This is a genomic window from Rhodococcus sp. IEGM 1241 (assembly GCF_033142365.1).
Lineage (GTDB): Bacteria > Actinomycetota > Actinomycetes > Mycobacteriales > Mycobacteriaceae > Rhodococcus_F > Rhodococcus_F erythropolis.
This window is the reverse complement of record NZ_JAWLSE010000002.1, coordinates 146,167-167,166: the sequence shown is the minus strand read 5'-3', so window position 1 is coordinate 167,166 and position 21,000 is coordinate 146,167. Positions and strand designations below refer to the sequence as shown.

General features: G+C 63.2%; 21 protein-coding genes and 1 tRNA gene. 13 read left to right on the top strand and 9 right to left on the bottom strand.

Annotated features, from left to right (window positions below; translation table 11 throughout):
• The first annotated feature begins 63 nt into the window (after positions 1 to 63).
• From R4P70_RS10425 to R4P70_RS10415, 3 genes are all read left to right on the top strand, one after another.
• A complete protein-coding gene (locus R4P70_RS10425) occupies positions 64 to 1,191 on the top strand; it encodes an NDMA-dependent alcohol dehydrogenase (RefSeq protein ID WP_019748970.1) in 1,128 nt (375 codons plus the stop codon).
• Positions 1,192 to 1,227: 36 nt separating this feature from the next.
• Positions 1,228 to 2,067, top strand: a complete 840-nt coding sequence (locus tag R4P70_RS10420; protein ID WP_317830782.1) for a serine hydrolase domain-containing protein — start codon at positions 1,228 to 1,230, stop codon at positions 2,065 to 2,067.
• A gap of 128 nt (positions 2,068 to 2,195) precedes the next feature.
• On the top strand, positions 2,196 to 2,705 hold the full coding sequence (locus R4P70_RS10415; protein ID WP_003941617.1) for a DUF3145 domain-containing protein: 510 nt from the start codon (positions 2,196 to 2,198) through the stop codon (positions 2,703 to 2,705).
• A 110-nt stretch (positions 2,706 to 2,815) separates the two neighbouring features.
• On the opposite strand, the gene R4P70_RS10410 is transcribed toward R4P70_RS10415, so the two are convergent.
• The 6 genes from R4P70_RS10410 to aceE all read right to left on the bottom strand — a co-directional run bounded on the left by R4P70_RS10410 (position 2,816) and on the right by aceE (position 11,295).
• Entirely contained in the window at positions 2,816 to 4,249 is a 1,434-nt protein-coding gene (locus R4P70_RS10410) for an acyl-CoA carboxylase subunit beta (RefSeq protein ID WP_003941597.1), read from the bottom strand.
• Positions 4,250 to 4,357: 108 nt separating this feature from the next.
• Complete coding sequence (locus R4P70_RS10405) at positions 4,358 to 5,608, bottom strand: KasA/KasB family beta-ketoacyl-ACP synthase (protein ID WP_003941591.1); 1,251 nt, start codon at positions 5,606 to 5,608, stop codon at positions 4,358 to 4,360.
• Positions 5,609 to 5,615: 7 nt separating this feature from the next.
• Positions 5,616 to 5,891: a meromycolate extension acyl carrier protein AcpM gene (gene acpM, locus R4P70_RS10400; protein ID WP_003941649.1), complete on the bottom strand. Its 276-nt coding sequence runs from the start codon at positions 5,889 to 5,891 to the stop codon at positions 5,616 to 5,618.
• 84 nt (positions 5,892 to 5,975) lie between these two features.
• Complete coding sequence (locus R4P70_RS10395) at positions 5,976 to 6,884, bottom strand: ACP S-malonyltransferase (protein ID WP_317830781.1); 909 nt, start codon at positions 6,882 to 6,884, stop codon at positions 5,976 to 5,978.
• 127 nt (positions 6,885 to 7,011) lie between these two features.
• Positions 7,012 to 8,340, bottom strand: a complete 1,329-nt coding sequence (locus R4P70_RS10390) for a PucR family transcriptional regulator (protein ID WP_019748966.1) — start codon at positions 8,338 to 8,340, stop codon at positions 7,012 to 7,014.
• A gap of 99 nt (positions 8,341 to 8,439) precedes the next feature.
• A complete protein-coding gene (gene aceE, locus R4P70_RS10385) occupies positions 8,440 to 11,295 on the bottom strand; it encodes a pyruvate dehydrogenase (acetyl-transferring), homodimeric type (RefSeq protein WP_047887974.1) in 2,856 nt (951 codons plus the stop codon).
• Between the two features lie 233 nt (positions 11,296 to 11,528).
• On the opposite strand from aceE, the gene R4P70_RS10380 reads away from it, so the two are divergent.
• The 6 genes from R4P70_RS10380 to R4P70_RS10355 all read left to right on the top strand — a co-directional run bounded on the left by R4P70_RS10380 (position 11,529) and on the right by R4P70_RS10355 (position 14,699).
• Positions 11,529 to 12,089, top strand: coding sequence for a hypothetical protein (locus tag R4P70_RS10380; protein ID WP_317830780.1), 561 nt, complete (start codon positions 11,529 to 11,531; stop codon positions 12,087 to 12,089).
• Between the two features lie 177 nt (positions 12,090 to 12,266).
• Positions 12,267 to 12,692 carry a DUF3052 domain-containing protein gene (locus R4P70_RS10375; RefSeq protein ID WP_003941575.1) on the top strand — a complete coding sequence of 142 codons (426 nt, stop codon included), beginning with the start codon at positions 12,267 to 12,269 and terminating at the stop codon, positions 12,690 to 12,692.
• Between the two features lie 35 nt (positions 12,693 to 12,727).
• Entirely contained in the window at positions 12,728 to 13,192 is a 465-nt protein-coding gene (locus R4P70_RS10370; protein WP_003941619.1) for a peroxiredoxin, read from the top strand.
• A gap of 32 nt (positions 13,193 to 13,224) precedes the next feature.
• Positions 13,225 to 13,296 (top strand) — tRNA-Val (locus R4P70_RS10365).
• Between the two features lie 93 nt (positions 13,297 to 13,389).
• On the top strand, positions 13,390 to 13,638 hold the full coding sequence (locus R4P70_RS10360; protein ID WP_283309861.1) for a hypothetical protein: 249 nt from the start codon (positions 13,390 to 13,392) through the stop codon (positions 13,636 to 13,638).
• A 41-nt stretch (positions 13,639 to 13,679) separates the two neighbouring features.
• Positions 13,680 to 14,699 carry a cobalamin biosynthesis protein gene (locus R4P70_RS10355; protein ID WP_020908150.1) on the top strand — a complete coding sequence of 340 codons (1,020 nt, stop codon included), beginning with the start codon at positions 13,680 to 13,682 and terminating at the stop codon, positions 14,697 to 14,699.
• Here R4P70_RS10355 and R4P70_RS10350 read toward each other — a convergent pair.
• Genes R4P70_RS10350 through R4P70_RS10340 form a run of 3 tightly spaced genes read right to left on the bottom strand, consistent with a single transcriptional unit; the run spans position 14,640 to position 16,800 of the window.
• Positions 14,640 to 15,578 (bottom strand): SURF1 family protein, encoded by a 939-nt coding sequence (locus R4P70_RS10350; protein ID WP_092763379.1) that lies wholly within the window; start codon positions 15,576 to 15,578, stop codon positions 14,640 to 14,642. The two genes, R4P70_RS10355 and R4P70_RS10350, sit on opposite strands and share 60 nt — an antisense overlap.
• Positions 15,579 to 15,626: 48 nt before the next feature.
• Positions 15,627 to 16,118 (bottom strand): low molecular weight protein-tyrosine-phosphatase, encoded by a 492-nt coding sequence (locus R4P70_RS10345; RefSeq protein ID WP_021334191.1) that lies wholly within the window; start codon positions 16,116 to 16,118, stop codon positions 15,627 to 15,629.
• A complete protein-coding gene (locus tag R4P70_RS10340) occupies positions 16,105 to 16,800 on the bottom strand; it encodes an HAD hydrolase-like protein (RefSeq protein ID WP_019748958.1) in 696 nt (231 codons plus the stop codon). Before R4P70_RS10340 ends, R4P70_RS10345 begins: the two co-directional genes overlap by 14 nt.
• A 56-nt stretch (positions 16,801 to 16,856) precedes the next feature.
• On the opposite strand from R4P70_RS10340, the gene cobC reads away from it, so the two are divergent.
• From cobC to R4P70_RS10320, 4 genes are all read left to right on the top strand, one after another.
• A complete protein-coding gene (cobC, locus tag R4P70_RS10335; RefSeq protein WP_317830779.1) occupies positions 16,857 to 17,891 on the top strand; it encodes an Rv2231c family pyridoxal phosphate-dependent protein CobC in 1,035 nt (344 codons plus the stop codon).
• The gene (locus R4P70_RS10330) at positions 17,888 to 19,021 is read left to right on the top strand and encodes a Nif3-like dinuclear metal center hexameric protein (protein ID WP_019748956.1); all 1,134 of its coding nucleotides are present in this window, start codon (positions 17,888 to 17,890) and stop codon (positions 19,019 to 19,021) included. The genes cobC and R4P70_RS10330 overlap by 4 nt, the downstream gene beginning before the upstream one ends.
• 108 nt (positions 19,022 to 19,129) lie before the next feature.
• Positions 19,130 to 19,867: a zinc ribbon domain-containing protein gene (locus tag R4P70_RS10325; protein ID WP_019748955.1), complete on the top strand. Its 738-nt coding sequence runs from the start codon at positions 19,130 to 19,132 to the stop codon at positions 19,865 to 19,867.
• Positions 19,864 to 20,988, top strand: coding sequence for a bifunctional RNase H/acid phosphatase (locus tag R4P70_RS10320; protein ID WP_046378730.1), 1,125 nt, complete (start codon positions 19,864 to 19,866; stop codon positions 20,986 to 20,988). Before R4P70_RS10325 ends, R4P70_RS10320 begins: the two co-directional genes overlap by 4 nt.
• The last annotated feature ends 12 nt before the right edge of the window (positions 20,989 to 21,000 follow it).

Here is a 21,000-nt window from a genome sequence, read left to right as displayed (position 1 = left end):
CGCGGATTTGTGGCTATGGTCACAGAGATAGATGCGGGTGTGCGAATGAAAGGGTGAAGTGACGTGAAGACCAAGGGTGCAATCCTGTGGGGCCTCAATGAGAAGTGGTCCGTCGAGGAGATCGAGATCGGCGAGCCGGTGGCCGGCGAAGTTCAAATTCGCATGGAAGCGGCCGGAATGTGCCACTCCGATCACCACATCGTCACCGGCGCGACCCCGATGCCGTCGTTCCCGGTCATGGGCGGGCACGAGGGTTCGGGCGTCATCACCAAGCTTGGCCCTGAGGTCAAGGGACTGGAGGTCGGCGACCACGTAGTTCTGTCCTTCATTCCGGCTTGTGGAACCTGTCCGGCGTGTTCGGCCGGACATCAGAATCTTTGTGACCTCGGGATGGGCCTCCTCAGCGGCCAAGCCATCAGCGACGGCACGTACCGGATCCAGGCTCGCGGCGAAAACGTGATCCCGATGTGCCTGCTAGGGACGTTCTCGCCCTACATGGTCGTGAACCAGTCGTCAGTGGTGAAGATCGACAAGGACATTCCGTTCGAGGTTGCCGCACTCGTCGGTTGCGGCGTCCCGACCGGTTGGGGATCGGCAACCCACATCGCCGATGTGAAGCCCGGCGAAGACGTTGTGATCATGGGCGTCGGCGGCGTCGGTATCAGTGCGCTACAGGGTGCGGTTGCATCGGGCGCTCGGTACATCTTTGCCATCGACCCCGTGCCGTGGAAGCGTGAGCAGGCTCTGAAGTTCGGCGCAACGCACGCTTTCGAAAGCGCTGCCGCTGCCATTCAGCCGATCATCGACGCCACGTACGGACGCATGGCGCAGAAGACGATCATCACCGTCGGCGAAATGAAGGGTGAGTACGTCGAAGAAGCCATGATTCTGACGGCAAAGGCTGGTCGTTGTGTTGTCACTGCAATGGGGCACCTGACGGACATGGATGTGAAGCTGAACCTGTTCCTGATGTCGATGCTTCAGAAGGACCTTCAGGGCAATATTTTCGGCGGTGGCAACGCTCGCCAGGACGTGCCTAACCTCCTCGCGATGTACAAGGCAGGCAAGCTGAACCTTGACGACATGGTCACTCGGACCTACACGCTCGAAGGCGTGAACGACGGGTACCAGGACATGTTGGATGGCAAGAACATCCGCGGCGTCATCCGCTACACCGAAGCTGACTGGTGATCGAAAGCGCAACTCTTGTGCCAGTAGTCTGATCGGGTGCCCAGTACTCACAGTCTCGACGTAATCCAGCAGTGGCCGGTCGACAATGCGGCAGCGGTCGTCCTCTCCGGGAATAATCCGGGTGAGGGCGACCGCATTCGTGGTTTCAGCGGCGACCAGTCGCATGTTTTCCCCCTGGCTTCGGTGACAAAACTGTTGTGCGCCTACGCGATTCTGGTGGCGGTGGAGGAAGGGGCGGTCGAGTTGGATGGGCCGGCCGGGCCTGAGGGGTCGACCGTTCGTCATCTCCTCGCACATGCTTCCGGGTTGGCATTCGCCGAACGTGTTGTTCAGGCGCCGGTGGCGTCGAAGCGGATCTACTCGAGTGCGGGATTCGAGGTGCTTGCCGAGTTGGTTTCCAGGGAGACCGAGATCGAGTTTGCCGACTATCTTGCCGAGGCGGTGTTCGCGCCGTTGGAGATGACCAGCGCGGCTCTTGTCGGTCCTGCCGGTCACGGTGCACAGGCATCGGCAGACGACTTGGCCAAGTTCGCGGCTGAACTGCTCTCGCCGACCCTGATCTCGACGCAGACGTTTGCAGAGGCGACAACCGTGCAGTTCCCGGGGCTCAACGGAATTCTTCCGGGTTACGGCTCTCAGCGCCCCAACGGCTGGGGACTCGGATTCGAAATTCGCGGCGACAAGCGTCCGCATTGGACAGGTCTCGAGAACTCGGCCGCAACCTTCGGTCATTTCGGCCAGTCCGGGACGTTCCTGTGGGTCGATCCCACGATCGATACTGCGTGCGTCGTGCTTACCGATCGCGACTTCGGTGATTGGGCCAAGCCTTTGTGGACTGAATTGTCAGATGGCGTGATCGGTGAAGTTTCGCGATAGAGCACAAATTTCTCTCCTTCCACTGGCGCAACACGGGTAACACAAGGCACACTGTTCAATCGAGCGTGCTGCACGAACTCGACAGAGGTCGTTGGGGAAGACGTCCCTCGTCGAAGCAGGAGGCTCGAGTGCGCGAAATGAATCAATTCGCGGACGTGACGACTGGTGTGGTTTACATCCACTCGTCGCCCGCGGCGCTGTGCCCGCACGTGGATTGGGCTTTGTCCGCCACGTTGGACAGCCCTGCCAAGCTCAGATGGACCTCACAGCCTGCCTACGACGGGCTTCTGCGTGCGACGACGGATTGGACAGGTCCCGTCGGAACCTGTGCCCGCCTGGTCGATTCGTTACGGGCGTGGCCGATGTTGCGGTTCGAGGTCACGGAGGACCCGAGCCATGGCGTCGACGGCGAACGGTACAGCCATGTGCCCGGTCTGGGATTGTGGCGCGGATCCACCAGTGCGAACGGTGATGTCGTTGTTGGGGAGATGAAACTGCGGTCCATCATGAATTCCGGTGGAGACATCGCCGCGGAGATCGATCGGGCGATAGGCGCACCGTGGGACGAGGAACTCGAACCCTTCCGGAGTTCAGGCGAAGGTGCCGAAGTGACATGGCTGCGAAGGCGTGTCAGCTGACCGAGGTCCATCCTGAACCCTGAGGGCTCTCGCGGATTGAACGACACAGACTTGAATGACAAAGGTGGGCCCCGCCGTATCGGCGAGGCCCACCTTGCTGTCCGGGGTTGTCAGAGCGGAATGTTCTTGTGGCGCGCACGGACAGATGGTGCAGACGCGAGCGCAGCGGTGACGATGCTGCGAGTCTTCGCCGGGTCGATTTCCTCGTCGACGACGCCGATTTCGACAGCGCGGTCGACGCCGCCTGCGATCGCCTCGTGTTCGGCAGCGAGACGGTCGTGCAATGCTTCACGCTCGTCGTCCGGTGCCGCAGCGAGAGCCCGCTTGTGCAGGATGCCGACAGCAGCCTTCGCGCCCATCACGGCCACTTCGGAGTTGGGCCAAGCGAAAACGGCCGTGGCTCCCAGTGCTCGCGAGTTCATTGCGATGTATGCGCCGCCGTAGATCTTTCGAGTGACGACGGTGACGCGGGGGACAGTCGCCTCGGCGAAGGCGTGAAGTAACTTCGCGCCGCGCCGAACCACGCCTTCCCACTCCATCGACACGCCAGGCAGATACCCGGGAACATCGACGACGACCACGAGCGGCACGCCGAATGCGTTGCACAGTCGCACGAATCGAGCGGCCTTCTCTGCACTTTCGGAGTTCAGGCACCCCCCGAGTCGCAGTGGGTTGTTCGCGATGACGCCAACCGTGCGTCCGGCCATCCGGCCGAAACCGGTGACGATGCTCCGCGCGTAATTGCCTTGCAGTTCTTCGAAGCTCGACTCGCCTTCGACGTTGTCGAGCATTTCGTGAACGATGGGACGAACGTCGTATGCACGTTTTGCGGACGCAGGCATCATGGCGCGCAGATCGCTGTCGCCGAGTTCCGCTGCCCGCTGATCGAATTCGCCCTGCTCGCACATCATCGAGACCAGGCGGCGTGCGCGGTGCAATGCGTCGGCCTCGTCGTGTGCGGCGATGTGCGCGACACCCGACTTCTTGGTGTGTGTGTCCGGACCGCCGAGTGACACCATGTCGACCTGTTCACCGGTGACACTGCGAACTACGTCTGGGCCGGTGACGAACACTCGGCCTTCCGGCGCCATGATCACGACATCGGTGAGGGCTGGACCGTACGCGGCTCCACCAGCGGCAAAGCCGAGCACGACGGAAATTTGAGGTATGAGACCCGACGCACGGACCATGGCCTCGAAGACCAGTCCGACTGCGTGGAGTGCTTCGACGCCTTCAGCCAGACGCGCGCCACCGGAGTGCCAGAGACCCACGATGGGGGACTCTTCCTCGATGGCGGTATCGATGGCTTTGACGAGGTGTTTGCAACCGTCGACGCCCATTGCGCCGCCCATGACGGTGGCATCGGAGCAGTATGCGATGGTGCGGACGCCGTCGATGTTTCCGGACGCAGCGAGCACGCCGGACTTGTCACGGGCGTGGAGCGGCACTGTTGTGCCGGGGTCGAACAGATTTTCCAGGCGCGCAAGAGGATCGCGCGGGTCTGTCGATGATTCGGACTTTGTCACGGGGGCCAGGATGGTCATCGCGTCCTCCTTCAGTACGAGCCTTGGGTGGAACGAAAGGTCGGTGTTGTCCGCGGGTGACGTTGTGTTGCAACGACACCCGCGGACAGGTGCAAACCGCGGTTCGGGCTAGGCCCGACCGAAGGCGAGCGCGACATTGTGCCCACCGAAACCGAACGAGTTGTTCAGTGCGAAATCGAAAGAGCCGGTTCGGGGTTCACCCTTGACGACATCGAGATCGATTTCTGGATCCTGGCTGTCGACATTGAGCGTGGGCGGGATGATCCCGTCACGCACTGCCAGAACCGTGAGGACTGATTCGAGGGCGCCGACAGCGCCGATCGAGTGTCCCAGCGCGGATTTCGGGCCATACACCGCAGCGTGATTGCCGACCGCTGCGTTGATTGCCTTTGCCTCTGCGATGTCACCGATCGGCGTCGCAGTGGCGTGGGCGTTGATGTGCTTGATGTCGGACTTCGTCAGTCCGGCCATCTCGATTGCTCGGGTCATGGCTCGCGCCGCGCCCAGGCCTTCCGGATGCGGTGCCACGATGTGGTACCCGTCCGAAGTGATTCCGGAACCGAGCAGGCGGGCATGAATGGTGGCCCCGCGTGCCTTTGCGTGTTCCTCGGTTTCGAGGATCATCAGTGCGCCGGCTTCGCCGAAGACGAATCCGTCGCGGTCCTTGTCGAAAGGACGTGAAGCTGCGGCCGGATTGTCGTTGTTGGTGCTCATTGCACGCATCATGGCGAAGCTCGCGATCGGAACCGCGTCGATGAAGCTCTCGACTCCACCAGCCACAACCATGTCCGCGTCACCCATGACAAGCATGCGGTGAGCGTGAGCAATTGCCTCGGAACCTGACGAACATGCCGACACCGGGGTGATGACGCCGCCGCGGGCCCCGAGTTCGAGCCCGACCGTTGCGGCCGGTCCGTTGGGCATGACCATCTGCACCGAGAACGGGGACACCTTGCGGTATCCGCCGCCACGGAGTTTGTCGACGGCGTCGATGAGCGTGTCGCCGCCGCCGAGTCCGGTGCCGATGACAACCGCGAGGCGGTCCTGATCGACTTCGGGGCTGCCGGCGTTGCTCCAGACCGTGCGACTCAACGTGAGGGCAAGGCGTTCCACCCAGCTCATCCGTCGAATTTCGACGCGGGACAAGCCCTCGTCTGGTGAAACCTTCAGGTGCCCGCCGATGCGAATGGGAAGGTCGAACTCGTCGATGAACGGGTCATCGAGGATTCCGATGCCGCTTTCGCCGGCGAGTAGCGCCTTCCACGTGCCATCCACATCACCAGCCACCGAGGTCGACGTCGCGAGGCTCGTGACGACGATGTCGGGGAATTTCCCTTTGCGGGTAGAAGCGGAAGTCACGGTCGGCTCACTCTGCGTTCTTGGCTTCGGCGCCTTCGGCTTCGAGCTTCTGGATGTACGCGACGATGTCGCCGACGGTGCGCAGGCCTGCGAGATCCTCGTCGGGGACCTTCACGCCGTACTTGTCTTCGGTCTGAACAGCGATCTCGACCATGGACAGGGAGTCGATATCGAGGTCGTCCACGAAGGACTTGTCAACGGTGACCTCGGAAGGCTCGATACCGGTGACCTCCTCCACGATCTGGCCGAGTTCCGCGATGATTTCTTCCTGAGTGTGGGCCACTGGTGTGGCTCCCTTCTTGATCGATTGAGGTGGGGTGAAACGTCCGGCCGCCGTTCGGGCTGATCGGCCGGGTGGGCGTCCGAGCTAGGTCAGCTCGGACAGTGCGGAGATATCCTCCGGGTTCTTGAGGGCCACCGTCGGCGTGCCACGCATTTCGCGCTTGGCAATTCCGACGAGGGTTCCGGCCGGCGGGAGTTCCACGATCGCGCTGACTTCTGCTGTCCGCAACGACGCGGAGCAGAGGTCCCAACGAACGGGGCGGGTTACCTGCGCGGCAAGTTTGGTGAGGGCGTCGGCGCCCGAGGAGACGGGTGCGCCATCCGAGTTGGAAAGCAGCGTGCGCGTCGGATCGGACGGGGTGATCTTGGCGGCAGCAGCTGCGACGGCGTCCTGTGCAGGTGCCATGAAGCGGGTGTGGAAAGCGCCGGCGACGGGCAGTGCGCGGACTCGGGCCTTTTCGGGTGCGTTTGCTGCGAGTTCTTCGAGCGCGGTGAGCAGTCCGGCAGCCACGATCTGGCCGGCCGCATTGCGGTTGGCCGCTTCCAACCCGAGTTCTTCGAGTCGTGCGAGCACTTCGGCTTCGTCGCCACCGAGAACGGCTGACATGCCGGTGGGCTCGAGCGCACAAGCCTTGGCCATCTCGGCGCCGCGGAGGGCGGCAAGCGCGACCGCGTCGTCAGCGGAAATAACACCGGCGACCGCAGCAGCGGCAAGTTCACCCACTGAATGGCCGGCAGCGATGACGTTGGCGCCGAGGAGCCCACGTGATTCGATTTCCTCGTACGCCAGCAGAGCAGCGGCAACGACGAGGGGCTGGGTTACCGAGGTGTCGGTGATTTCTTCTGCAGTCGCGGTCGTGCCGAGTCGGACGAGGTCAAGGCCGGCTGCCTTCGACCACACTTCGAGGCGGTCTTGCGCTCCGGGCAGTGCCAGCCATGGGCTGAGCATGCCGGGTGTCTGAGAGCCCTGTCCCGGGGCGAGCAACGAAATCACTTATTAAGAGAACACCGCCGCGAGTGACCTGCGAGATGTCGGTCGCGATGAACTCTGGCGAAGTGTTTTGTAGGGTTCCCACAAAATCCCACGTCGCGCCCGGCCATCGAAATTGGACGCTCGGGGGTTACAGGTTTGTTTGTCCGGATGTTAAAGATGTGACTGAAGTAACCGAATTGTTCGATTTGAGATCGATTTGTGTCAATCGGCCCACGGTAGCGGCGATCCGTAGTACGTATGCGTCGCGTGGATTCGTAGGATCCCGGCCGGTAACTTCCGCGATTCGCTTCAAGCGGTACCGAACGGTATTTGGATGAACAAACAGAAGACGTGCACAAGTCTCAACCGCACCTCCACAGTCGAGATAACTGTCTAAAGTATCGGTCAAGACTGTGCCGGATTCCGCTAAAGGTGCGACCAGGAAATCGCGAAGAGCCTTTACGGCAGCGTCGTCTCCGAGTAGTGCCCGTTCCGGGAGCAGTTCAGTCGCGAAAACGGGACGAGGTGCGCCGCGCCACCCGGCGACGGCCTTGATTCCCGCGAGAGCTTCGGACGCACTGAAGTGTGCTGCGCTCAACGAGGGCGTTGTCGGGCCGATCACCACCGGCTCGTCGGCGAAACTCATGAGCAGGTCTTGAAGGAATTGGCTGCCTTCCGTCTTACTGCTCAGCTCGCCGCTGACGATCATCACCAGTCGCGGACCCTGTACCACGGCGAGAACAGCGCGCCCGTGCGCGGCGGCAGTCGCGTGGACGGTGCCGGCAACCGAGACCCGCTCGTCCGGCGGGGGAGACCCGACGATGACGGTGGCCGGAGCCGTGGCGTCCCAGTTCAAGGTGGCTGCGCGGGAGAGCATGTCCGAGCCGGTGTCTCCCTGCACGACGGCGTCGACGACGAGCGCTTCCAGTCGCGTGTCCAGGGCACCCCGCGACTCGGCGGCGCTTGCGTACACCGTCGCTGCTGCGAAACCGAGTTCACGCCCGTAGCGCAGGACCGCTTCTGTCAGCGCGATCAGCTGCTGATCGTTGCGGGCGAGAGCCGGCAGCCATTTCTCGAAGAACTCCATCGCCACCCGGACCATGTCGACGGTCTGGCGCAGCGTGAGCTGTCGAGCAAGATCCTGAGGGATGACCGGAAACGACTCGTATCCGAAGCTGATCTCCGAGTCGAGTTGCCGCAGCCATTCCAGGAAATTCACCACCGACGTCTGCACCAAGAGTTGAACGTCGGCACGTTGCGACGCGTCGAGACTGTCGAAGAACGGAAGCTGCTCCTCCATCACGGTCACGGCCTCGGTGGAGAGCCGACCGGAGAACTGTTTGACGCGGCGGAGCAAGGCTTCTGGAAGTGGATCGCGAACCTGACGACGGCGGGCGAGTACAGCCTGCAACCCGGACGACTGTGGTCGAGTGCGGCGTACGCCCTCTTCGGGTTTCTCGGGATCAGGTTCGGGCATGAGAAAAACCTACGCCCATCGCCGCAGCGGATGTCGAGATGACACCCGCGGCGATGGGCGTAGGTCTGTTTTCGATCGCTGGGACTGTTGCCCTACGACTTAGGCGCTACCGGTGTCCCCGGTCTGCTCGGGAGCAGCATTCACGTCGTCGATGCGGTATCGGCTCGCGGCTTCGACGGCCTTTGACCGCTCGATCGAACCTTCCTTCGCCAAACCGATCAGCACGGCAACGACGATGGACTCGGCATCGACGTTGAAGTAGCGACGCGCTGCAGTGCGTGTGTCGGAGAACCCGAACCCGTCCGTGCCGAGCGTGGTGTAGTCGCCGGGAACCCACTGACGGATCTGATCCGAGACCGCCCGCATCCAGTCCGAAGCCGCGACGACAGGGCCTTGGGCCGACGACAACGCCGTGGTGACGAACGGAACCGGAGCATCCTCGGACGGATTGAGCAGCGCCTGACGTTCGCATTCGACGCCTTCGCGGCGCAGCTCACCCCAGGACGTGACCGACCAGACGTCGGCCGAGACGCCCCATTCGTCGGCGAGCAGCTTCTGCGCACGCAGACCCTCGGGCATCGCGACACCGGATACGAGGATCTGTGCCTTCGGGCCGGCTACTTCGGACGTCTTGTAGAGGTAGATGCCCTTGAGCAAGCCCTCGACGTCGAGACCTTCGGGCTCGGCCGGCTGAACGTACGGCTCGTTGTAGATGGTCAGGTAGTAGAAGATGTTCTCGCCACCGAAACCGTCGACGCCCTCGGTGCCGCCGTACATGCGGCGCAAGCCGTCCTTGACGATGTGCGCCAACTCGTACGAGAAGGCGGCGTCGTACGTGACAGCGGCCGGGTTGGTCGATGCCAGGAGCAGCGAGTGTCCGTCGGCGTGCTGGAGACCTTCACCGGTCAGAGTGGTACGACCGGCGGTCGCGCCGAGAACGAATCCGCGAGCCATCTGGTCGGCGGCCGCCCACAGGCCGTCGCCGGTGCGCTGGAAACCGAACATCGAGTAGAAGATGTACAGCGGGATCATCGGTTCACCGTGGGTGGCGTAGGACGTGCCGACTGCGGTGAACGATGCCGTCGAACCGGCCTCGTTGATGCCCTCGTGCAGGATCTGGCCGATCGGGCTTTCCTTGTAGGCGAGCATGAGTTCGGCGTCGACGGAGGTGTAGAGCTGTCCGTTGCGGTTGTAGATCTTCAGCGACGGGAACCACGAGTCCATACCGAACGTACGGGCCTCGTCCGGAATGATCGGCACGATCCGCTTGCCGATCTCCTTGTCGCGCAACAGTTCCTTGAGAATGCGCACGATCGCCATGGTGGTGGCGACTTCCTGCTTGCCCGAACCCTTGCGGATGACGTCGTACGTCTTGTCCTCGGGGAGCTTGAGCGGAGCAGCGTCGGTGTTGCGGGAAGGCAGGAACCCGCCGAGTGCTTTACGACGGTCGAGCATGTACTTGATCTCGGGAGCGTCCGCGCCCGGGTGGTAGTACGGAGGCAGGTACGGATCCTTCTCGAGCTCGGCATCCGAAATCGGGATGTGCTGCATGTCGCGGAACGCCTTGAGATCGTCCAGCGTCAGCTTCTTCATCTGGTGTGTGGCGTTGCGGCCCTCGAAGTGCTTACCGAGGGTGTAGCCCTTGATGGTGTGCGCCAGGATGACCGTCGGCTGGCCCTTGTGTGCCATGGCCGCTGCGTAGGCGGCGTGGACCTTGCGGTAGTCGTGGCCACCGCGCTTGAGGTTCCAGATTTCCTGGTCTGTGAGGTCCTTGACCAGCTCCTTGGTGCGGGGGTCACGTCCGAAGAAGTGATCGCGTACGAACGCGCCGTCGTTGGCCTTGTACGTCTGGTAGTCACCGTCCGGCGTCACGTTCATCAGGTTGACCAGCGCGCCGTCGCGATCGGCGTGCAGCAGCGCATCCCACTCGCGGCCCCAGACGACCTTGATGACGTTCCAGCCGGCACCGCGGAAGAACGATTCCAGTTCCTGGATGATCTTTCCGTTGCCGCGGACCGGGCCGTCGAGGCGCTGGAGGTTGCAGTTCACGACGAACGTGAGGTTGTCGAGGCCTTCGGTTGCCGCGACGTGAGCGAGGCCGCGTGATTCGGGCTCGTCCATTTCGCCGTCGCCGAGGAATGCCCACACGTGCTGATCGGTGGTGTCCTTGATGCCGCGGTCGTTGAGGTAGTGGTTGAACCGGGCCTGGTAGATGGCGTTCATCGGGCCGAGACCCATCGAGACCGTCGGGAACTCCCAGAAGTCGGGAAGCAGCCGCGGGTGCGGGTAGGACGGCAGTGCGCCGCCGAAGTCGGCGTGGGACTTCTCCTGGCGGAATCCGTCGAGCTGTTCCGCGGGGATGCGGCCCTCGAGGAAGGCGCGGGCGTAGATGCCGGGGGAGGCGTGACCCTGGATGAAGATGTGGTCGCCACCGCCCGGGTGGTCCTTGCCGCGGAAGAAGTGGTTGAAGCCGACCTCGTACAACGCTGCCGAGGATGCGTAGGTGGAGATGTGACCGCCGACGCCGACGCCCGGTCGCTGCGCGCGGTGGACCATGATCGCGGCGTTCCAACGGATCCAGGCGCGATAGCGGCGCTCGACCTCTTCGTCGCCGGGGAACCACGGCTCGTTTTCGGTCGGAATCGTGTTGACGTAGTCGGTCGAGGTGAGCGCGGGGAGTGCGACGTGCTTCTCACCGGCGCGTTCGAGCATGCGGAGCATGAGGTAGCGGGCACGCGTGGGTCCGGATCGATCCAGAAGTCCGTCGAATGATTCGAGCCATTCGGTGGTCTCGTCCGGATCGATGTCCGGCAGGTACGACGCAACACCTTCGCGAATGACGCGAACGCGACCGTCGGTTCCCCCCGGCGTATTCGACGCGGGCGAACCCGACTCGCCGGCGGCGCCGGAATCGGCGTTCTGCCCGGACGCGGGACCCTGGATCAGGTCAGACAACGTGTGCTCCTCATTGGTTTGGGGACGCGTGGTGGGGCGTCCTTACATAGGTGATCGAGGCCTTGTTAGGTCCGACGCACTTCCATCGTGAATATGGCGCGTACCTCATCTTTCACCATCCCGGTCGGTCCGGCACACCTCGCCTCTGGTTACTCTCGGGTAGCGTTTTTCGGCGTGACGCAGGGGTGTGATGGTTCCCCGTAGTCACAGGCTTGGGGGATCGATCGGAACGTATGAAGGGGTGGGAAAAAATAAACAAAGAAATCAATTACGGCAGGGTCGGGGCGTGGGTCTCGGTCGGATCGATTGCAGTGGGACTGTCGGTGATCGTGGGATGTTCGGCGGCGGTGACCGGATCGGCAGTACCCAATGAAGCGCACGTGGCTGCATACCAATCCGAGGTGAGTGTTTCGATGGCCGCCGCGTCCTCGTCGAAAGCGGCGGCAGATGCGGCAGATGCAGCTTTCGCGATCTGTGAGGAAGCGGTCTCTCGATCGAAAAACGACGTGGTCGCGTTCAATGCCTACGTCGACGCCGGAAATCATGGTGAGACCGACCTGAGAGCCGAAGCAAGCGCTGCTGCTTCGTCGGCCAGGGACACCGCCTCGTGGTTCGACTCGGTCGCGAGTGAACTTCCGGCGCAACTTTCCGGACTGTTCGACGAATTGGCCGCGAACCTACGTTCATCTGCAGTCGTGATCGAGAGTGATCATTCGGCGGATGAAATCAATTCGATCAGCGATACGAGCAATTCGATTCGCAAGTCGATCTTCGATGAATGTGGATCCCTGTGACCTGCGGTAATCCGCAGGCGTAAGGTTCGCCGTGTGTCAGAAGACGATCTTTGGTGAAAGTTTTCGGCGTGGTCGGCTTGCGCTAACGCCTCAGACCATGTTCGCTTTCCCTAATTGATCGTCAAACGGTAGGTGTGCGGGGTCGCCACACACCATCAACAAAAGGAGGACCCCACCGTGGTCGCCGCGGCGGATGCCCAGAACTACGCTCAGAAACTCGGGATTACCACTGACATGGTGGTGCAGGAACTGGGCTGGGATGAGGATACCGACGACGGCATTCGTGCCGCGGTTGAGGAAACCATCGGCGGGGAAATGCTCGACGAGGATTCCGACGAGGTCATCGACGTCGTGCTGCTGTGGTGGCGCGACGAGGACGGTGACCTGGTGGATGCCTTGATGGATGCCATCGGGCCCCTCGCCGACGAAGGCTTCGTGTGGGTTCTCACTCCCAAGACCGGTCTCGACGGACATGTCGAGCCCAGCGAGATTGCCGAATCGGCGCCGACTGCCGGCTTGACGCAGACATCGGCAGCCAACCTCGGTGACTGGTCGGGAAGTCGACTGGTTCAGCCGAAGGCTCGTCCGGCCAACAAGCGCTGACCCGGCCCTTTCCTCACTTTCCCAAGGAATTGCACATGCCTCTCGAAGTTGGTGCCCAGGCACCGGATTTCACCTTGAAGGACCAGAACAACCAGGAAGTCTCGCTCGCAGATTTCCGCGGTAAGAAGAATGTTCTGCTGGTCTTCTATCCGTTGGCCTTCACCGGGACTTGTCAGGGGGAACTCTGCAAGGTCCGTGACGAGCTTCCGAAGTTCGAGAACGACGACACTGCCATTCTCGCGATTTCTGTCGGTGCTTCGCCGACTCACAAGATCTGGTCGGCTGAGCAGGGATACACATTTCCCTTGCTGTCGGACTTCTGGCCGCACGGTGAAGTCGCTCAGAAGTACGAGGTGTTCAACGACAAGTTGGGCTTCGCGAATCGTGGCACCTTTGTCATCGACAAAGACGGAATCATTCGTTTTGCCGAGATGAACGGCCCCGGAGAAGCCCGTGACCACGGACTTTGGGCAAACGCGCTTGCCGCGCTAGAGTCTTAGAGCACTCCCGGTGAGGGTCTCACCGGGAGTTCGGGCGTGTAGCTCAGTGGTAGAGCTCTGGTTTTACACACCAGCGGTCGGGGGTTCGAAACCCTCCGCGCCCACCGAAGAATTCAAACCCCGATCTGCTTGTTGACGCAGATCGGGGTTTTTTCATTTTCGGCAACGAATTGTCCGCAATACGCCATTCTGGACGAATGTCCAGTTCTGTGATCGAAGTAGCCGTCGACCCGACGCGCGTGCATCCCACCCGTCCGCACATACATATCGCCGAGATGCCCAGTCTCAGTGTTGCGTTGTTCCCGGGGCAGACGATCCGGGTTCGTTCCCAAAGCGACGCACTGGCGACCGGGATTGCCCGAGTCTGGGAAATCAACCGAATGCACCGCTTGATCTACCTGACGATCGACTGGGACGGGTTGAGCTCAGCTCGGGCAGACATGTGACGGTTGGCCAGAGAACGAGCGTCGCTGCTACAACTACGCTCGTGCAGATTTCGGTTCGTTCGTCCCAATCTCGATTCAATGCGCGAGCTGCCGGGCTTCTCCTCGGCTTCGTTGCGGATCGGGCATTCGCCGATCCGGGGCGGTTCCATCCGGTTGCCGGCTTCGGAACCGCGGCTATCGCGCTGCAGAAGATGTCCTACCGGGACTCGCGCGCGGCCGGAACACTTCATGTTGCCGTGCTCTTGGCCGGCACCGCAGGACTTGGCCTCACAGCCGAAGCAGCGTCGCGCCGGGCCGGTTGGGTGGCCGTCACGGGTACGACGGCGATAGCTACCTGGGCCGTGCTCGGCGGAACGTCGCTTGCACGCACCGGCATCGACATGGCCGCTCGATTGGAGGCGTCACAGGTCGACGGCGACCTGACGACAGCGCGTGAGCTACTTCCTTCACTCTGCGGACGCGATCCCTCGGTGCTGGGCGAGGAGGGCCTCACGCGTGCAGCACTGGAGTCGGTTGCCGAGAACACCTCGGATGCAACCGTCGGCGCAGTGTTCTGGGGTGCAATTGCGGGCGTGCCAGGCCTGTTCGTCTACCGCGCTGCCAACACACTCGACGCGATGATCGGCTACCGCTCCGAGAAGTACCTCAGATTCGGGTGGGCTGCGGCGAGGTTCGACGACCTGGTCAACATCGTCCCCGCTCGGCTGACAGGTGCGCTGACGGCTGCGTGTGCACCGGTGGTGGGCGGCTCGGTTCAGGAATCACTGGCAGCGTGGAAACGCGACGCAGCGGCTCATCCAAGCCCCAATGCTGGCGTCGCGGAAGCGTCGGCGGCAGGGGCGTTGGGCATTTCGTTGGGTGGTCGGACCGAGTACGCGCACGGGGTGGAGATGCGTCCCGTCCTCGGCCGCGGGCCTGTGCCGACGCCGAACGATCTGCGCCGCGCGGCGAGGCTTTCGTCGGCGGTGCAGATCAGTGCAGCTGTGGTGTCAGCGGGTATTTCAGCGGGTATTGCCGTATCGATCGGCAAGTTTGGCTTCCTGCGCCGTGAGCGGCACTGATTCCGGCTCGGGCTTCTTGCGACGGCTGAAGGTACGAGCCGGTTCGCCGGGGGGTGCGGCAGGCGCGGACACTGCCGCTTCCGGGGTCGTCTCGGCAGCGGCGTCGTCGGCTGCGAAACCGTCCACAGCTGCTTGAGCTGCCTTTTCCTTGCGACGTTCGCGCCACTCGGCGCGAATGAAGTAAGCCAGTCCGAGCGGCGCCATGATGCCGAACGCCAGCCATTGGAACCCGTACGAGAGGTAGGGGCCCGCGTCGAGTTGGGGGAGCGGGATCGTGCCGAGACCGCCGGGCTGGTCGGGTTCGAGTTGGATGTACGCGTCGATCAGGTCCGTTCCGATGAACTCGCCGATCGGCTGTGCGTCGATGGAGTAGACCTGCTTCGCGCCGTCCTCGAACATCGGAACTCGGCCGGGAGCAGTGCCTTCCGACAGGCGCACACGGCCGTTGAGAGTGACCGGATCGGTCGGCGGCGCAGCGATGGGCGGTGCCTCGGCGCCGTTGATCGGCCGAACGTATCCGCGATTGACGAGGATCGTGCGGCCGTCGTCGAGGCGGAAAGGCGTCAGGATCTCGTACGACGGCGCGCCCTCGATGGACTGCAGGCGGACGAGGATATCGGCGTCGGGCAGATAGGTACCTGCCGCGGTGATGTTTCGCCATTCGTCGTCCGGTGCGATCGTCGAATCGGCGATGACATCACCGATCGGCACGGTCTCCGCGTTGATCGAGTTCGAGATCAGATCATTGCGGTGCTCGGTCTTCGTGTTCTTGCCGAGTTGCCACGGAGCGAGCACGGTGAAGCACAGGTAGGCGAAGAGCCCGACCACAGCTGCCAGTACCAACCAACCGGGCCGCAACAGGAATTTCAGTCTTCGCACACGTCCACGGTATCCGTTGCCCGAACGGGAGTGAATTTTGCTCCGGGTTCAGGCTCGCTCGCGGATCCAGTCGAGTATGTCGGGAATGGCCGCTTCGATCTGGTCTCGAACCAGTTCGAAGTCCTCCTGATCCCCGTAGTACGGGTCCGGAACCGATTCTCCGTCCGCCTCGGGGTCGAACGATCGCAGTAGGCGCCGACGCTCGGTGGGCACGCCGAGATGAGCAAGCTCACGTTCGTGCCCGGTGTCGAGGGCGACGACAAGATCGGCGGCGAGATGATCTGCATTGACCTGCGCGGCGCTGTGGCCCGTCGGATATCCGGCCGCTCGGAGCACGACGTTGGTCCGCTCGTCGGCCTCGCTACCGGTGTGAAACCCCTCGGTACCGGCGCTGCTGACACGCACGCGGTCGGCGAGGCCTTCACGGCCCAGATGCGCGAGCAAGATCTTTTCGGCCATCGGTGACCGGCAGATATTGCCGGTGCACACGAACGTCACGTGGAGTGGTTCAGTCACGTGGAGTGGTTCAGAGGCGGCCATCGAGAAGTCCTCCCAGTTCGGATGCCGACGATACGGAGCGAAACGCTTGCCGCGCTTCCTCGGCGGAACCGTAGCCCCATTCGACGACGACGGTGGGGATGCCGTACTTCGCGGCGCCGAGCACGTCGTGATCACGATCGCCGATCATGAGCACGTCGGGGGTTCCGCCGTCGGCAGCGAGGACGGGAGTGATCCCGAGTGAGGTCAGCGAGTGCGCGATCACATCGGGTTTCGCCCGACGAGTTCCGTCGTCACTTGCGCCGCCGATGAACTCGAAGTGCTCGGCCAGGCCGAAATGCTCGAGGATACGAATGGCGAATCGCTCCGACTTCGAGGTGGCGACGGCCAGTCGGGTGCCGCTCGCGCGAGCCTTACCCAGGACGACGTCCATACCCTCGTACACCGAGTTCTCCTGCCACCCGGTCGCGTCGTAACGCTCGATGTACGCGGCGATCGCCCGATCCACGTCCGCCGGGGCCATGCCGAGTGACCTGAAGGTATCGACCATCGGCGGGCCGATCACCGATGCCAACATCGCTTCCGTCGGCTCCGGATGGCCGACAGTTGCCAACGCATGTCGGAAGCCGCCGTGAATGCCGGGAGCGGAATCGGTGATGGTTCCGTCCAGATCGAACAGAACTACAGGAAAACGGTCGAGGGGTGGTGTCGTCACGGCACTCATTGTCCCGGACGGCAGGGGTGATGTCCGCGCACGGTGCTCGACCGTAGGCTGACCGGGTGAGTACCGGAACGGTTGACCTGGAGAGCTTGCGACATCACGGAGATGTCGAAGCGGAGCCCGGGTTACTCGATTTTGCCGTCAACGTTCAAGGCTCCGGCCCACCGGAGTGGTTGCGGGATCGGCTGGCCGCAGGGCTGTCGACGCTCGGTTCGTACCCGTCCGCTGCATCGGAACTGAAAGCCCGCGAAACCGTCGCGCAGCGGCACGGGCGCCGGCCCGAAGAGGTGTTGTTGCTCTCGGGTGGTGCCGAGGGATTCGCGATGCTGCCGCGCCTGGGCTCTCGTTCGGCAGCGCTGATCCATCCGTCCTTCACCGAGCCGGAACTGGCGCTGCGAGAGGCCGGTGTACCGGTGACGCAGGTGATTCTGGAGCCGCCTTTCGCGCTTCGGGCCGCGCAGGTACCAGAATCCGCGGACCTTGTCGTTCTGGGCAATCCGACCAATCCGACGTCCGTGCTTCACCCCAAGGCCGATGTGTTGGAGTTGCGTCGGCCGGGCCGGATCCTGGTGGTGGACGAGGCATTCGGCGACGCGATCCCCGGCGAAGCGGAGAGCATCGCAGGTGTCGAGTCGGCGGATGTACTGGTGCTTCGGAGCCTGACCAAGACGTGGGCACTCGCCGGATTGCGGTGTGGGTACGCGATCGGCTCTCCGGATCTACTCGCTCGACTGGCTCACGGCCGAGCCCACTGGCCATTGGGCAGTCTGCAGATCGAGGCCATCACGGCCTGCTGCGAACCGTTCGCGGTCGAGCAGTCGAGGATCAAAGCCGAAGCGATTGCGGCAGACCGCCAAGACATGTCCCGGCGACTGACCGAGATCGGGATTGCCGTGCACGAACCCGCTGCGGGGCCGTTCGTGCTCATCGACGTCCGCGACGGCGCCTCGATGCGAGAGCACCTGCGTGCCCGCGGTATCGCCGTCCGCCGGTGCGACACCTTTCCCGGACTCGGGCCCGATCAGTTGCGCGTTGCCGTCCGTCCAGCCGAGCAGGTCTCGGTACTGATCGAAGCGATGAAGGAGATATTGTGAGCGGCCCAATTCTTGCGGACGTCATAGCCGTGCTGGAATCTGCTTATCCGCCCGCCCTGGCGGAATCGTGGGATTCGGTCGGTCTGGTCTGCGGCGATCCTGCGGACGCGGTGACGAGAGTGGTTTTCGCGGTGGATCCGACCGAGGCAGTGGTCGACGACGCCATCGCCTCCGGTGCCGACCTTCTGGTCGTTCACCACCCACTTCTGCTGCGTGGGGTGGACACCGTCGGTGCTCACACACCCAAAGGTGCGTTGGTCCACAAGCTCATCAAGGCGGGGTGCGCACTGTTCTCGGCGCACACCAATGCGGACTCCGCCGACCCTGGAGTGTCCGACGCGTTGGCGCAGGCTCTGGGCCTGACCGTGCTGCGCCCGATCGAACCCAAGCCGACGCAGCCGCTCGACAAGTGGGTCGTCATGGTTCCGGTGGAGAATGCATCGGCCGTGCAGGATGCACTTTTCGAGGCCGGGGCTGGGCGGATCGGCGACTACAGCCAGTGCAGTTGGACGGTCACCGGTACGGGTCAGTTCTTGCCAGCCGACGGTGCGAATCCGACGATCGGGACTGTCGGCGCTGTGGAGCAGGTTCGCGAGGATCGTGTGGAAGTGATTGCCCCACGCGGAAAGCGAAGTGCGGTGTTGGGCGCATTGCGTGCCGCCCACCCGTACGAGGAACCAGCCTTCGATGTCTTCGAACTCGCAGCGTTCCCCAGTTCGCTCGGTCTGGGGCGGGTGGGTGAGCTCGAGCACCCCGAAACATTGCGAGAGTTCACGGCGCGAGTGGCGCGCTCACTGCCCTCGACCGAGTGGGGTGTTCGCGCTGCCGGAGATCCGGACGCGACCGTTCGTACCGTGGCGGTGTGCGGCGGTTCCGGCGACTCGTATCTGGACGTGGTGGCGGCGCTGGGCGCCGACGTCTACGTCACTGCGGACCTGCGGCATCATCCCGCGGACGAGCATCTTCGTGCCGGTGGCCCGGCACTGGTCGATGTCGCCCATTGGGCTAGTGAATACCCGTGGTGTGCGCAGGCGAAATCGGTGCTCGACGCCGCGTTTGCCGACAATCCGGGGTGGGAAAGCCGGGTTTCGACAATTCGCACCGATCCGTGGTGTTTGAGTGCGCATTAGTGCAGCGCTCTGCAAGGTACGGTTGCACGAACAATTCAAGAGCAGTTCTTCGAGAGCCGTCCTTCGCGAGCACTGCCGACATCGGACTTACAGCAGGAGTTATACAGCGTGAACGTCGAACCACAGGTGCAATCCAAGCTTCTCGACCTCGCCGGGGTGGATGCTGAGCTCACTCGGATCACCCACCGACGCGGAGCGCTTCCCGAGCAGCAGGAAGTCGAACGTCTCGAGGCCGAGCGAATCAGCCGTAAAGATGCGTCCGTAGCCGTCGAAATTCAGATCGACGACATTGATCGCGACATTCGCAAGCTCGAAGGCGAGGTCGACGCGGTTCGTCAGCGCGAGGATCGTGACCGCACTCTGTTGCAGAGTGGGTCGGTCGGGGCGAAGCAGCTCACCGAACTCGAACACGAACTCGGCAGCCTGGTCAGGCGTCAGGGGCTCCTCGAGGACGAGCTGCTCGAAGTGATGGAGCAGCGTGAGGCGTTGCAGGCCGATCACGATCATGCCGGTGCCCAGCTGTCCCAGGCCGAAGAAGAGCTGATCGACGCCAAGCGTCGCCGCGACGACGCCGTCGCCGATCTGGACAAGGCGCAAGAGCGTTGCGCCGCCGATCGTGAACGACTTGTCGGTGAATTCCCCGCCGATTTCCTTGCTGTCTACGAGAAGCAGCGCACCCTGGGCGGACCGGGCGCGGCGCTTCTGCAGGCACGCCGATGCGGCGCTTGCCGGATCGAGATCGACCGCGGCGAGATCTCCCGAATCGCCGCGACACCGGCCGACGTCGTCGTTCGTTGCCCAGAGTGCAATGCAATCATGGTGCGTACCAAGGAGTCCGGTCTGTGACTCCCACGCAGGTCATCGTCGAGGCCGACGGTGGATCGCGCGGCAACCCCGGCCCGGCCGGCTACGGCGCCGTGGTCTTCGACTCCACCCGCTCGGTGTTGGCCGAACGCAAGGAAAGCATCGGAATAGCGACCAACAACGTCGCCGAGTACCGCGGGCTGATCGCAGGGTTGACCGCTGCCGGTGAACTCGGAGCGTCGACGGTCGACGTCCGTATGGACTCCAAGCTGGTCGTCGAGCAGATGTCTGGGCGCTGGAAGGTCAAGCACCCGGACATGATTCCGCTGCAGCGGCGCGCAGCCGAATTGGCGACGCAGTTCTCGCGAGTGACCTACACGTGGATTCCGCGCGGCGAGAATTCTCATGCCGATCGTCTTGCCAACGAGGCGATGGACGCTGCTGCCGGCATCGAAACCGCGACCCCCGCACCAGCTGCACCCGCCGCGCCGTCAGAAGAGACGTCGGAACCGCAGATCGCCGGCTCTCCGGGATGGATCGCCACCACCGGCAAGCCGACACGAATGTTGTTGCTACGTCACGGACAGACAGCGATGTCGGTCGATCGCCGCTACTCCGGACGCGGCAATCCTGAGCTCACGGAATTGGGCCGCGCGCAGGCCGGCGGCGCGGCTGCACGCTTCGGGAACCGCGGCGGTATCGACGCCATCGTCTGCTCACCCCTCGGCAGAACCCGTGAGACGGCAGAGGCATCGGCCCGCGTGCTCGGTCTTCCCGTCGTCGAGCACAAAGGTTTGATCGAAACCGATTTCGGCGACTGGGACGGACTCACCTTCCGCGAGGCAGCCGAGCGCGATCCGGACCTGCATCGCGAATGGCTCTCGGACACTTCGGTGCGCCCACCCGGCGGCGAGAGTTTCGACGAGGTACGAGAACGAGTCGTCGCCGCGCGTGACGACCTGATCTCGACCTACGGCGGCGCGACGCTGTTGGTCGTTTCTCACGTCACCCCGATCAAGACGTTGGTGCAGCTGGCCCTCGATGCCGGGCCGTCCTTGCTGTACCGGTTGCATCTGGATCTGGCGTCGCTGAGTATCACCGAGTTCTATCCAGACGGGGGAGCCTCGGTCCGGCTGGTCAACGACACGTCACATCTTCGCTGAAAGAGCCCCGAC